Source organism: Microcoleus sp. Pol10D4, assembly GCF_036701555.1.
In the GTDB taxonomy this organism is placed as follows: domain Bacteria; phylum Cyanobacteriota; class Cyanobacteriia; order Cyanobacteriales; family Microcoleaceae; genus Microcoleus.
Window position 1 is genome coordinate 24,447 of record NZ_JAUBRA010000012.1, and the last position, 13,771, is coordinate 38,217.

General features: G+C 45.2%; 13 protein-coding genes. 4 read left to right on the top strand and 9 right to left on the bottom strand.

The features are described 5' to 3' along the window. Positions 1 to 119 precede the first annotated feature (119 nt). Positions 120 to 1,289, top strand: coding sequence for a DUF58 domain-containing protein (locus QUA36_RS09195; protein WP_333456978.1), 1,170 nt, complete (start codon positions 120 to 122; stop codon positions 1,287 to 1,289). A gap of 218 nt (positions 1,290 to 1,507) precedes the next feature. After that, positions 1,508 to 1,963: a TerB family tellurite resistance protein gene (locus QUA36_RS09200; protein WP_333372061.1), complete on the top strand. Its 456-nt coding sequence runs from the start codon at positions 1,508 to 1,510 to the stop codon at positions 1,961 to 1,963. 6 nt (positions 1,964 to 1,969) lie between these two features. Here QUA36_RS09200 and QUA36_RS09205 read toward each other — a convergent pair whose 3' ends face one another. The 8 genes from QUA36_RS09205 to minC all read right to left on the bottom strand — a co-directional run bounded on the left by QUA36_RS09205 (position 1,970) and on the right by minC (position 8,461). Further along, on the bottom strand, positions 1,970 to 2,692 hold the full coding sequence (locus tag QUA36_RS09205; protein WP_333456980.1) for a zinc-dependent metalloprotease family protein: 723 nt from the start codon (positions 2,690 to 2,692) through the stop codon (positions 1,970 to 1,972). 116 nt (positions 2,693 to 2,808) lie between these two features. Then, positions 2,809 to 4,167 (bottom strand): VWA domain-containing protein, encoded by a 1,359-nt coding sequence (locus QUA36_RS09210; protein ID WP_333456982.1) that lies wholly within the window; start codon positions 4,165 to 4,167, stop codon positions 2,809 to 2,811. Positions 4,168 to 4,290: 123 nt separating this feature from the next. Next, positions 4,291 to 4,893 (bottom strand): TerD family protein, encoded by a 603-nt coding sequence (locus tag QUA36_RS09215; RefSeq protein WP_333373269.1) that lies wholly within the window; start codon positions 4,891 to 4,893, stop codon positions 4,291 to 4,293. 12 nt (positions 4,894 to 4,905) lie between these two features. Further along, entirely contained in the window at positions 4,906 to 5,481 is a 576-nt protein-coding gene (locus tag QUA36_RS09220) for a TerD family protein (RefSeq protein ID WP_333456984.1), read from the bottom strand. Between the two features lie 290 nt (positions 5,482 to 5,771). Further along, complete coding sequence (locus QUA36_RS09225) at positions 5,772 to 5,981, bottom strand: hypothetical protein (protein WP_333215122.1); 210 nt, start codon at positions 5,979 to 5,981, stop codon at positions 5,772 to 5,774. A gap of 117 nt (positions 5,982 to 6,098) precedes the next feature. After that, the gene (minE, locus tag QUA36_RS09230; RefSeq protein WP_333215120.1) at positions 6,099 to 6,470 is read right to left on the bottom strand and encodes a cell division topological specificity factor MinE; all 372 of its coding nucleotides are present in this window, start codon (positions 6,468 to 6,470) and stop codon (positions 6,099 to 6,101) included. Between the two features lie 216 nt (positions 6,471 to 6,686). After that, positions 6,687 to 7,493 carry a septum site-determining protein MinD gene (minD, locus tag QUA36_RS09235; RefSeq protein ID WP_333178052.1) on the bottom strand — a complete coding sequence of 269 codons (807 nt, stop codon included), beginning with the start codon at positions 7,491 to 7,493 and terminating at the stop codon, positions 6,687 to 6,689. A gap of 164 nt (positions 7,494 to 7,657) precedes the next feature. Beyond that, the gene (gene minC / locus QUA36_RS09240; protein ID WP_333456986.1) at positions 7,658 to 8,461 is read right to left on the bottom strand and encodes a septum site-determining protein MinC; all 804 of its coding nucleotides are present in this window, start codon (positions 8,459 to 8,461) and stop codon (positions 7,658 to 7,660) included. 426 nt (positions 8,462 to 8,887) lie between these two features. Between minC and QUA36_RS09245 the strand changes: the two genes are divergently transcribed. Further along, a complete protein-coding gene (locus QUA36_RS09245) occupies positions 8,888 to 9,817 on the top strand; it encodes an ADP-ribosylglycohydrolase family protein (RefSeq protein ID WP_333456988.1) in 930 nt (309 codons plus the stop codon). Positions 9,818 to 10,064: 247 nt separating this feature from the next. Next, positions 10,065 to 11,795 carry an NAD(P)H-quinone oxidoreductase subunit 4 gene (locus QUA36_RS09250; protein WP_333159328.1) on the top strand — a complete coding sequence of 577 codons (1,731 nt, stop codon included), beginning with the start codon at positions 10,065 to 10,067 and terminating at the stop codon, positions 11,793 to 11,795. A 67-nt stretch (positions 11,796 to 11,862) separates the two neighbouring features. Here QUA36_RS09250 and QUA36_RS09255 read toward each other — a convergent pair whose 3' ends face one another. Beyond that, positions 11,863 to 13,506, bottom strand: coding sequence for an NB-ARC domain-containing protein (locus tag QUA36_RS09255; RefSeq protein ID WP_333454660.1), 1,644 nt, complete (start codon positions 13,504 to 13,506; stop codon positions 11,863 to 11,865). Positions 13,507 to 13,771 lie beyond the last annotated feature (265 nt).

The following is a 13,771-nucleotide window of genomic DNA, read 5'->3' on the forward strand; positions in this document are numbered from 1 at the left end:
TTGCGAAAAAATGCCCGATTTCTAATCTAATCGCTCGCAGCTAATTCGGTGTTAAATGCTGAGAATATTTTACAATTAGGCTTGATGGGGCGATCGAGTAATTAACAATTTCAACTCCTATGAACATCGGTCACAAAATCGCCGACTGGCTCGAAAATCGCGCTGTTACCCCCGCCTACGCGGGTTGGCTGCTGTCGGGGATGACGGTTTTCTTTTTTGGGTCGGCAACTAATACAATGTCTGGGTGGCTGTACGTCCTCAGCGGTGGGGGTTTGGCCCTGTTGGCAGTAGCGGCGGTTTTGCCTGGAAAATCGCTCCGTTCCTTGGAAGTCCGTCGCCGCCCCATCGAACCGGTGAGTGCGGGCGATCAAATCACCGTCGAACTAGAAATCGAAAATCGCGCCCGCCAACCTAAGACTTTGTTGCAAGTGGTAGACATCTTGCCGTTTGTATTGGGAGAACCCGTCGTCCGTCCGATCGAAGTCATAGAGCCTAACAGTATATACAGGGAGACATACTATTTAGAAGTCCGGCAGCGCGGGGTCTATCGGTGGCAAGAGGTACACTTGAGGACGGCGGCACCTTTAGGGTTGTTTTGGTGCCGACGCAGCCGCCCAGTCAAAGCGGTGGCGGTTGTGTATCCACAAGTTTTGCCGTTGAGCACTTGCCCTTTGATTGATCGCATCGGTCAAGAAGACAGCCCGCAATTTTACAATCGCAGTCGATCGCAAACTGCTACCGAAGGCCTCACCCGCAACCTGAGACCTTACCGCCACGGAGACCCGACCCGCCTGATTCACTGGCGCACCAGCGCCCGCTACGGAGAACTGCGGGTAAGAGAGTTAGAAGTTGCAGCCGGCGGTCAAGAAATTATTATTGCTCTCGACAGCGCTGCGGCGTGGCAGCCAGAAGAATTTGAACGAGCCGTGACAGTTGCTGCGTCTCTTTACTTCTATGCTAGCAAGCGCCTGTTAAACGTCAAACTTTGGACGGCCGCGACTGGACTCGTTTCGGGCAACCGGGTAGTTTTGGAAACTTTAGCGGCGGTTAATGCTGGGGAAGATGCGATCGATAATCGGTCGAAACTCCCGATAATTTGGCTGACTCAAAACTCGGCAAGTTTAAGCACTCTTTCCCAAGGCAGTCGTTGGGTACTCTGGCCGAACATCACTGCGGAAACAGGCGAAAAATTGTTAGTGAAACACGATTTACCAGGCTTAGAAATTCGCTCCGATCGACCCTTAGAACTTCAGTTACAAGATACTCTGGAAAGAGCGCTTAATTATTAAGTAAGATAGACCACGAACAAACCTGTGAAAGAGCGATTAGTTATGAAGATTGACTTGATTAATCTAAAAACTCAAGAACCATGATACACTACAGGAGTGTAATTCATCAACTTAAGGGTCTTACAGGGCTTGGCAATTGCTTGGCAAGTTAAGAGCAGCTTAGATGACTGTGACTCCGGTCATAAACATCATATCTCATTCACCAAACAGGAGAAAAAATGACTTTCTGGGAGAAATTAAAGCAGAACGTATCACAAATGAACGATTCTCTGCAAACCAATATTTCCAAGTTTAAGAATAATGATTTTGCTGATGCCTCAATGGCAATATGTGCATTGATTGCTGCTGCTGATGGCACTATCAATACCGAGGAAAGACAAAAAACGGCTGCTCTAATAATTTCCAATAAAACACTCCAAATTTTTCCGGCGTCGGAGTTGAAGCAAAAATTTGATTTTTATTGTGAGAAGCTATCACAAGACTTCGATTTTGGTAAAATTGAGGCTATCCAAGCGATAGGGAAACTTAATAAAAAACTAGACCAAGGTCGTGCAGTCATCCAAATTGGCATTATTATCGGTGGTGCGGATGGTAATTTTGACAAAGATGAAAAGAAGGTTGTCAAAGAAGCTTGCCATGCTGTAGGCATTAATCCTGGGGAATTCGATCTCTAAATTCAGCTATTTTATGGTTCTAGCCAATCCATTATTCAAGGCTTTATATCTGCGAATAGCATTGTTCATTGAGTTTATTTGCTCTGCGTGAAATGAGGGAGGCATTAAGCTATGAACAGTATGAAGGAGTCCATTGTGCATGACATCGGTCGGAAGTGCAGAATGATCGAGTCCTAGTGTATGTCCTATTTCATGGGCAATGGTATTTGCAATTAAGTTAGATAGTTGATTGAGACTAAGGCTGGCATTGTAAGAAGCATAGAATACTTGATCAATCCGAATAATCGCCCGATCTGTAACCATTCCCGATTTGAAGCTAGCCACGCCGAGATAGTCAACCGGCTGGCTATCCACGAAGATATAAACATGGGTAAAATCTTCGCCCCACTCTTTGCGATCGGGGGGATCGGAGGTCAAAAATACCTTGATGCTTCTAAATGCGCCGTAGAGTTTGGAGAAGGCGTCCATCAGCAGGGAAAAGATCGCTTCTCTATTTTCGGGTGCGACATCCATTCCTGATACATCTACCCAAATGCAACGCCGAAAATCGCTATCATTATCAATTAGAACTCTTCCACAGGAAGGGCAAAACTCCCACTGAGGCTGGATACGGGAACGACAGATCTGACAGCGGAGTTTGGGGGGTTTAGTCAGGTTTAGCCGTTGAGAAAGGGGGAGTTTTAGCTTGCGATTGTGTTTGGTTAGGTCTAGGCGATCGTACAGAGACATTGACTGATTGTAGGAATTTTTTATCGTAGTATTCTTGTTAATTTGAGCTAATTTTAGCTAAGGCTATGGGTTGAGTTGATAGTTGCCACAGTCTGCAACAAAATGCTCCGATTTCCCTATTTTAATATTCCTTTCAATCTTGCCTGCTTAATCCAAGCGGGAAATTCATTCAGCAGTCTTTCATACAATTGTTCATCAGTGATTTTTCCCAAATCGTCTAAATGAAAAAAGTTAGCGTTATCAACCAGCCGGCCACCCATACTGTCTAGTCTTTCCAGAATTCCATAGTTAAAACCAGCCAATCCCACAAATTGCCAAAAAATCGGATATTTTGCAGCTTCAACTATAGCTTTTTTAATTTCTGGCTCATTAGTAACGCCTCCATCACTGAGGAAAACAATAAATGTAGGCAGTTTACTAGCCTTTTCCTGAGTGTACTTCTTTATGACATCTTGTATTACCAAACTTTCATTGTTTCCCCCGCCTAATTCCAGCATCAGAGAAGGCATTTTAAAAACAAGTAAAGCTCTCTTCATTGCGCCGGCTTCTTTTGTGATATAGCCATCAACATTTGTCTCCGTCACCGATCTTGTTCTTTTGAATGTTGAGCCAAAAAACCAAACATCTAATGTAGCATCATCATCTAGTCTGCTAGCTACTGGAACTATTCTTTCAAGGAACGCTTGCACTGCACCAGAACTATATTGATGGCTCATAGAGCCAGAAATATCCAAAACCAAAGCAACTCTTGCTAGGATATCATCAATTCCTTTCTTTTTAAGACAAATATCTACTTTGGCTTTTAAAAGGCTGATGTCTGCTTTTTTTGTAATATCAATAGGTTGCTGTTGGGTTTCTTTTTGATGAGTTAGTACAGAACTATCTACTTTCTTCTCTTCCTGTTTAGTCTCGACAAAATACCTATCGACAAAACTTTGCAAGCCGGCTTTATAACCTTCTCCTACTGCTCGAAATCTCCATTCTAAGTCTTTTCTATACAATCTGCCAAACTCCAACGCTGTCTCTTGAGAAAAAGCTTCTTTTAAATCGTACCTAGCTAACTCGACTCCTGTTTCCTGGTTGTAAAGCCTGATAAACGCATTTTTAACTTGGCTAAAATTTTGATTTTTTTCCAGCCCTTCGTGAATAGTGACAACAAAAACTATTTGCTCAATAGCAATCTTGACTTTTGTCAAATCTACGTAGATCGTCTCATCATCATCTTCGCCTTGCCCAGTTCTGTTATCTCCTGAATGTCTTAAAGAACCATCCAGTGATTTCAGATTATTATAGAATACAAAGTATTTTTCATGAATTATTTTGCCGGCAGCGCCTAACATAAACACAGAAGCATCAATATCATAGCTCTGACCAACCTGGCTCACCTCCCAACCTAAGCCAATCGCCACGTGTTTTAAATCGGGAGCAGCTTTAGAAAGATTTAACCTTTCACCTTTGGTTAATTGGATTCCCATTCTATTGGTTTTCCTTCAATGTAAATTCGGCTGATTAGCTATTGTCAACAAAAAAAGGTTTCGATCGTTGTAGCCCACTTCTGATTCCAGGAAGTAAGGAGCATCTATGTACCGAAGGAGTTGTTAAGCATAGGTTTTCACAAGTTCCTGCAACCCATTAACCTTCACACCGTTACCGATCGCCGCCATTTTCCACTCATCATTATGCTTGTAGATTTCTGCCATGAGCATCCCCGTCATGCCTTTGTATTCAGAACCTGATAGGTTGTATTTTGCGAGTTCTTGATTATTAGACGTATTAACCAAACGCACAAACGCATTTTGAACTTGTCCGAAGTCTTGCTTGCGTGCAATGCAATCGTAAATGTTAACTGTAAAAACCAGTTTGACAATTTGCGCGGGAATTCGAGATAAATCGACGAGAATTTGCTCGTCATCTCCCTCTCCCGCTCCAGTCAGATTATCACCTAGATGCGTAATAGCTCCTGAACGGTGGGAAAGATTGCCAAAATAAACGATATTGGTCATATCATTCACTTTGTCATTTCGATCTAAACAAATCACTGAGGCATCCAAGTCATAATCTGGAGCACTGCTAAAAGCCCCAAACAAACCTCCACCGGAGCGTTTCGCCACATCCCAGCCTAATCCGCAGATCAGTTTTGTTAGCCCTGGCGCTTCTTTGGAAAGCGAGATGCGCTGTCCTTTTTGTAGGTTAATTCCCATGTGTTTTACCTTTTAGCTATAGCGATCGAGTAATGCTTGTAAACCACCTTGATAGCCGGCTCCCACTGCATTGAGACGCCACTCACCGTCTTTCCGGTAAAGTTCAGCCATGATCAGTGCTGTCTCTATGGAATAATCTTCTACAAGGTCATAGCGAACAGCTTCCTGTTGTGTTTGGGCATTAACGATCCGCACGAAGGCATTTTGCACCTGACCAAAATTTTGACGGCGTTGCTGTGCTTCATGGATGGTTACAGTTACAAGAATTTTTTGGACATCATTAGGCACTTTTTTGAGGTTGATTTTGATAACTTCATCATCCCCCTCGCCGGCCCCCGTGAGATTATCTCCCATGTGCTGCACGGATTTGTCTGGATCTGGACTTGTGAGATTGTTATAAAAAATGAAGTGATTGTCAGAAATTAATTTTTCATTAGCACCTAAGAGGAACAATGATGAGTCTAGGTCAAAGTCAGAACCCGTGTCTGTAGCTTTAACGTCCCATCTCAGTCCTATGAATACTTCTGAGAGACCGGGTGAAACTTTCTCAAGTGATACCCGTTGTCCTTTGGTGAGAGATACTGCCATGATTCAATCTTCCTCTTTATTAGAAGTGGTTATGGAGGGAGCCGCACTTGAAAACTTTGTTTAAGTTTTTGCTGGAAATAGTTGGAGAATTTTAAATCTTAAACAATAAGAATATTAGCTAACTGTGCCGATGTCAATAGGGGTTACAACTCTTAATTATTTTTTTTGTATGAGTACCAAGCAATCATGCCCTGCCTCCCACAGTTGTGTAATCTCAGCTTGGATTATTGTGCTTGTGTATTTATTTTGAAGTCTCGGAACTTGGCTCTGTTTTGTGATGCCCGTGACCATTAGCAGGCCGTTTCCACAAGGCGCTCCGCTGGGAAGTCTCCTGCGTTGCAATACCATCGACTTGTGGCGTCGATGGTGTTGCGACGGATTCCCAAAGCTTGAGCAACTTCGATTTTCTTCATGCCATTTAACTCGATCGCTCGGATGACCTGATGAAGGAGGTATAAATTTACAGTTTGTGCCCCAAAGTCTGCGCGATCGCTCTGCAAAACTGGCCACTAATTGTAGTCTATTTTCTAACCGACGAAAGCGGTTGCTATAGTTTAATTTAAATGCCGATCGGCTCGAATCGAACTCTTTGCCTGACAATAAAATCTCAATCCCTATCACTCTGTAGTGTCGGGGAGAATTTCAACTACATACTCCGGTACATATTCGGGTCGATTTTCGGGCCGATTCTGGGGCAAATTCTGGGGCAAATTCTCCGGTGGATGCTCGATCCTGACTCGCCGGATCGGGAGATTTGCAATTAGTGCTGTCGCCCGCTGGTCGCTCTCCAGCGAGAACTCAGACCCGGTGGTATCGATTTCCACGTAGCGAGATACCACCTCTAGAATTTCTCGGCGCATCGACTCAACCATTTCTGGGCTGAGTTCTGAGCGATCGTGGGCTAGAACCAGTTTGAGGCGCCGTTTTACCTCGTCGCGGCTGTTGTCAGGGGTGCGCGGGAAAAGTCGTTCGAGAAGTGTATGTATCATGGGTCGGGCGGGTTTGTCAAGGGTTAGGCATAGAAAAGGTCATACCATTTTCGATTTTCGATTTTCGATTTTCGATTGGGGAATCACTGATTCCCGTCAGGTTTGGGGCTGGGCTACAGTTTTACTCTTTTTGGGAACTGGTGTAACTGGGGGAAATTTTGGGCTAGTTTTTGTGATGCGGTCGCTGCTGTTAAAGATTGATAGCCAATCAGCACATCACATAATTTTAGTATTTAAGAACTTGCGGAGGCGAGTAAAGAAGTTTTCGGGACGGGGATTGAGATCTAGAAAATCAACTTTTTCGCCTTCTAAGCGGCGGGCAATATTGTCGAAGGCAGTTCCAGCTAAAGAGGCCGTTTCCGACAATACTAATGGTTCTCCTCGGTTGGTGGAAACGATGACGCGCTCGTCGTCGGGAACGACGCCTAACAGCGAAATGGCGAGGATTTCCCGCACGTCTTGCACCGACATCATATCATTTGCCAGCACCATTGCGGGTCTGATCCGGTTGACGATCAGGTTGATTTTCTTGACGTTGTTGGCTTCCAGCAGGCCGATGACTCGATCGGCATCGCGGACAGCAGCGATTTCGGGAGTGGTGACAATGATCCCTTCTTGAGCCGGGGCGATCGCATTTTGAAAACCTTGTTCAATTCCAGCAGGAGAGTCGATCAAAATATAGTCGTATTTTGCTCCCAACATCCCCACAAGCTGCTTCATTTGCTCGGCGCTGATGGCATCTTTCATGCGAGTTTGGGCAGCCGGCAACAGCACCAAGCGCGGCTGCCGCTTGTCTTTCACCAAAGCTTGCTCTAACCGGCACTCTCCAGCGAGAACTTCTAATGCCGTGTAAACAATCCGATTTTCTAAGCCCAGCAGCAAGTCCAAATTTCTGAGACCGAAATCGGCATCAATTACGGCAACGTTGCGTCCCCGCTTAGCTAAAGCCATGCCGAGATTGGCTGTGGAGGTGGTTTTTCCTACCCCGCCTTTCCCTGATGTAACAACAATAATGCGAGCCATAAGCGATTTTTAGATTAGTTATTGGTAATTGGTAATTGGTAATTGGTAATTGGTAATTGGTAATTGGTAATTGGTAATTGGTAATTGGTAATTGGTAACAACTAACAAATGCCAACTAACAACTGTCAACTGCCAACTGTCAACTGTCAACTGTCAACTGTCAACTAACCATTACCCCCGACTAACTGCGATTTGTCAAAATCAGAGGCTCTACCGATCCGAATCCCTTGAGGCGTCACATAGGCGACTTCCGGGAAAAACTGAGCGGGTGAGGTTTCTGGGCCTCTGGCAACATACTTAGCAATCCTAATCACCATTGGTTCCATCTGCAAGGTCATAATCACGCTTTTGGTATTGCCACCGGCACCGGCGTGCACGACTCCCCGCAAACGGCCCCAAACTAGGATATCGCCTCCGGCGATGACTGATCCGCCGGGATTTACGTCTCCCAAAAGTACGACGGTGCCCGGATGGCGAATTTCTACGCCCGATCGCACTGTCATCTGCAAATATAAAGGTTCCGCCAGCGATTGCGGTTTTTCGCCAGTGGCTTTATTGAGGGAAGAAACCGGAGGCTGCTGTTCTACACAATAGCCTGCTGTAGCTGCGGCAACGGCGGTTTGACGGCGACTGGTGTGGACTCGTTTGAGTTGCAGTTCCACTTCGGAGAGGGCATCAGCGATTTCTTGCAGTTGGCGGATATCTAAAAGTCGATCGTTCCCCATCAATTGTACTTCTGCGTTTGGCTGCCAAAAGCGTTCTCCTGCATTCAGCCTGACTTTTAGCTGCTGCCAAAGTTCAGTCCAAGTCGAGGCGGAGGCTGTTCCGGGTTCGCTGTTGGTTTCGGGGGGGAGTAGCAACAGTAGCTGTCCGTCTTCTGTCTTGAGTCGGACTTGCAACTCTAAGCTGACTTCGGGTGTTGATTGAGGGGCGGCAGCAGCGGCTCCGGGGGAGGCATCGGGTGTCATGGGACAGTTTGATCTCGGGTAGGGACAGGTTAACATCAATATTAGCCTGAGTCGTCTTTTGCCTCAGCATTTGGAGGGAAAAGTCTTGTTTTTTTATTTTTAACGGCAGCTAGGGCAATTCTCTTTCGTTTGTGAACAAGATTTTGTTTTGATGAACCCCAGAGGGCGCAGAGGGCACAGAGAAAGAGAATTAAGAGATCGGAAGAGATTATGAGAGAAGTTCACAAATTTGGTATCGCTTGTGGACGAGATTTTTTTTTAATGAACCGCAGAGGGCGCAGAGAACACAGAGAAAGAGAATTAAGAGAAGAGAGAATGAGAGAATTTGACAATTTTGGCATCGATTGTTATACAGGCAGGTAAGATGCAGAGAGAAATGGTTTTGAATTCACTAGCGCTTACTAATTATTAATTTTCAATTACGTTATGCAGCAAATAGAACATTATCGCGGCAGTCTTCTCGGTTTGGCAGTTGGCGATGCTCTTGGAACAACTTTAGAGTTCTGTCGCCCAGGAACGTTTGCGCCTATTAACGATATGGTGGGCGGCGGCCCGTTTCGACTGCAACCGGGCGAGTGGACGGACGATACTTCGATGGCGCTTTGTTTGGCTGAAAGTTTGATTGAGAAACAAGGTTTCGATCCTGTCCATCAGTTAGAAACTTATGTGCGGTGGAGTACAGACGGACATTTGAGCAGCACTGGTGAATGTTTTGATATTGGAAATACGGTGCAGCAAGCTCTTTGGAATTTTGAAGATACAAGAAAACCTTATTGCGGTTCTACGGATGTTTGGGCTGCTGGAAATGGTTCGATTATGCGCTTGGCTCCCGTGCCTTTGTTTTATGCTACAAATCCTTTGGAAGTCATAGAAAAATCTGGACAAAGTTCGAGAACTACTCACGGTGCTGCTACTTGTGTGGATGCTTGCCGTTATTTCGGTGCTTTAATTGCGGGGGCGGTGAATGGAGTTGCTAAAGATGTGTTGCTTTCGGAAAGATATTGTCCGATTTCTGGATATTGGGCAGCAAATCCACTGGTAGCAGAGATTGATGAGATTGCGGCGGGTTCTTTTAAACGGCGACAACCTCCTGAAATTAAAGGTACGGGTTATGTTGTCAAGTCTTTGGAGGCGGCACTTTGGGCGTTTTACAACAGTTCTTCTTTTGCCGAAGGCTGTTTGTTGGCTGTGAATTTGGGCGACGACGCGGATACAACTGGTGCGGTTTACGGACAGTTGGCGGGGGCTTTTTACGGAGAATCTGGTATACCGGAAAAATGGAGTTCGCAATTAGCCGATCGCACTTTAATTGCATCTTTTGGCGAACAACTCTTGACTTTATCTCGATCGATCTGAATATTTACCCAAGTTTTCCACTGCAGGACAAAAGGGTAATCGGTCATCGGTAATTGTCAACCACTAAAGTGCGACTAATGACTCCTGACTAATAACTGGAAGAATTCTTGACTTTTGCAGCAAACTGTGCTTATATGATTTACCTCGTATTTATAATAATAAAAAAAATATTTACAAATCTTAAGTTTTTATTAAATTTAGTATTATAATCTTGGTAACTTCCAACTAAGTATTTTTTCTCACTATCATGATAGCGGATCAATTTCCTTGGCTGACCGCAATTGTCATCCTACCCCTCGTAGCTTCCCTCGCCATCCCTTTTCTGCCCGATACAGACGGCAAAACTGTGCGCTGGTATGCTCTAGGCGTAGGCATTGCAGATTTTGTATTAATGTGCTGGGTGTTTTGGACTCATTACGATCCAAGCATCTCTACTTTCCAAATCGTCGAGCAATATTCCTGGATACCTTCTTTAGGCCTCAACTGGTCTGTTTCCGTTGATGGACTGTCAGTTCCGTTGGTACTGTTGGCGGGATTGGTGACGACGCTATCAATCTTTGCAGCCTGGGAAGTTGATCGCAAGCCGCGACTCTTCTACTTCCTGATGCTGGTGATGTACTCCGCACAAATAGGAGTGTTCGTCGCCCAAGACATCATGCTGCTGTTCATTGTCTGGGAACTCGAACTAATTCCGGTGTACCTCCTAATCTCGATTTGGGGCGGACAAAACCGCCGCTACGCAGCTACCAAATTCTTGATTTACACCGCAGGCGCTTCCATCTTTATTTTGATAGCGGCCTTAGCAATGGCATTCTACGGCGGAGGCACCCCCACCTTCGACATGGTAGAACTAGGCTTGAAGGACTACCCACTGGGTTTAGAATTACTGCTTTATGCGGGATTGCTGATTGCCTTCGGTGTGAAACTGGCGATTTTCCCCTTCCACACTTGGCTACCGGATGCCCACGGCGAAGCATCTTCTCCCGTGTCGATGATTCTGGCCGGCGTATTGCTGAAAATGGGCGGATACGGACTGATTCGGCTGAATTTGGAACTTCTTCCCCAAGCACACGTTTACTTTGCACCGATTATGGCGGTGCTCGGCGTGGTCAACATTATCTACGGCGCGCTGAATTCCTTCGGCCAATCGAACATGAAGCGCCGCTTAGCGAATTCGTCGATTTCTCATATGGGATTCGTGTTGTTGGGTATTGCTTCCTTCACGGATTTGGGAATCAACGGGGCGCTGTTGCAAATGATTTCCCACGGTTTAATCGCCTCAGTATTGTTTTTCCTGGCTGGCGTTACTTACGATCGCACCCATACAATGATCATGGACGAGATGGGCGAGATTGGAAAAGTCATGCCGAAAGTGTTTGCCTTGTTTACCGTAGGTGCGATGGCATCTTTGGCACTCCCCGGAATGAGCGGTTTTGCTAGCGAATTGTCCGTGTTTGTGGGCGTCGCAACTAGCGATATGTACAGCGGTTCTTTCCGCGCGGTGACAGTGTTCCTGGCGGCAGTGGGACTGATTTTGACGCCGATTTATTTGCTCTCGATGCTGCGACAGTTATTTTACAACTGTGGGACACTAGCGGCTTGCGACCTTGAGGATCTAAATCTGCAAAATCAGAGAAACAATCTGGATGAAGCGGTTTGTTTTGGTAATAGTTGCGTTTTGCCTGGTGATGCACCGTTTATTGATGCTAAACCTCGGGAAGTGGCGATCGCATTTTGCTTTTTGATACCGATTGTCGGCATTGGTTTTTATCCCAACATGGCGATGCAAGTTTACGATGCCAAGACTGTCGCAGTCAACGCAGAAGTCCGCCAATCTTACATCCAAATTGCTCAACAAAATCCTCGGATTTATGCGAACCAACTTTTGGTTCCCAAAATTGCCCAAGCTCAAAAATCGCCTGCTTTGGACAAAATTACACGGTCTGAATCTGCATCTGTTTTTGGCATTCTCAAATAGTTTTATCGAATTTTGTTTTTGTTGAAAATTGGGCGATCGCTTTTGTCAAAGGGCGATCGCTTTTTTGTTAGCACTGAAGTTCTGAAATAATCTGCGCCAGATTCTCTTTAGCATATCCCACCTCAAGAATCGATTTCTCCTCCAGATGAGAGGCAACTTTGGTCAGGATATTTAGCGGTTCTTCAAAGCCTGTAGTTTTCGCAAACAAAACTTGCAGCCGATTTTTTACTAATGCTAAAATAGAGCTAATAGGCTCGCCTTTGTCCCCTTTCCGTTTAGCAATGTTGATGCTCAATTTGTGAGTTTTCAACAGCCGCATTCTTTCTATTCCTTGGGTCTTAATCGTCTCCAAAACCTCCACTCGAATCTGATCGACTAATCTGTCGCTCACATATTGCACGATCAAAGGCTGAAGCATAAAAACAGTTTCCCCGCCCTCACTGACTTTGTCAATCAGCGAGCGACGACCCAGAGAATCGAGATTTTTCAGCAAATCCGAAAGCGATGAATTGACCAACATCTGCTCTCGCAAAGTCGCCAGGGAAATCGGGATTTGAGCAATAGCAATCCAGTAGGCAATCTCTTGTTCTGAACTCGACATTCGATCGAACTGCTGCGCGAGCAAATTGCTGATATGTTCTTCAATAAATAAAGCCGTAGCTTCCAAAAGCTTTAAAACATTCCCCTCAAAAAACTCGTTAATTGTTGTCGCTACAATCTTTAATGCTAACAGATTGCCTCCGTACCGGGATAACAAGATTTCCAACTCTCGATCTTGAGGCGACAAACCTTTTTCTTGGAAAATTTCCCGCGCTATTTCCGAGGAAATAGCAGGTTTTAAAGACCGCACTTTTTCTCCCGCCAGCAAAGCCAGTTCCGTAGGCTCTTCCGAACTAACTAGCAGTAAACAGCTATTGTGATTGACCTCACACAGTCGCACGATTAAATCTCGATATCCTTCGTAGTCTTCCCGGTAGTGCCCCGCTAATTCTTCGGGTCTGAGAACCGCTTCAAAATCATCTAAAATTACCAGACAGCGGTGTTTCCGCAGATACTCGACCAAGCGCGAAATTTTGCTGTTGAGGTCGATCCTCTTCGATGGCTCCGCTAACGGCACATCGGGTTTTTGTTGGTTAGAAAAAAGTTGAATTAAGCTTCCTAGGAAGTCGGATGGTGCGGGTGTCGATCGCAGCGATCGCCAAATCACAACATCAAACTCATTCTGTACCTGTTTTGCCAACTGCACCGACAGAGTTGTTTTGCCACTACCAGCCAAACCCAGCAGCGCTACCAGCCGACAATTATCTGATACAATCCACTGCTTTAAAGTAGTTAATTCTTCAGTCCGTCCGTAAAAAACCGAAACATCCGGTGCTTGGCCCCAATCTTCCTGTCGGTGTCCAATCGCCACCTTCAATAGAGAGCCTTTACCTCCACTAAAATCGCTCGTTCCCTGATCGGTGTGGTATGAAAACAGCAATTGATGCCTCAATTCCGAAAGCTTTCCAGGGCCGTTCCCCCCGATCTGAAACTTTTTGTAAACTTCGCCGAGTCTTTTGCGAACGGCGATGTCGCTAATGCCAAGCTTTGTGGCGATCGTCGCTGTAGATTGACCGTCTAGAGCCATAAACACAGTTTCTAACTCTGCATCTGTGACACCGCGCTGTTTGGCGATCGTTTGCACAAAGTTTTGAGGAATCGGAGTAGTCAAGGTAGGAATCTCGCCTATACTAAAAATCTATCTCCTATTATATTGTGTGAGTTCTCGCGGGAGAGCAATTGAATCGAATCTGCAAACGTTCAGCTTGCTTTTTGCTGTTTGGGCAGTTTTAGATATTTATACCCAATTATCGATTGTGATACCCGTTAAAAAAAATGCAACTCTAGGCCCGTGATCCAAACCCATACACAATCAGTCATTCCCAATTATTCAATTATTCAATTATTCAATTCTTTAATTATTTAATCTAAGATGG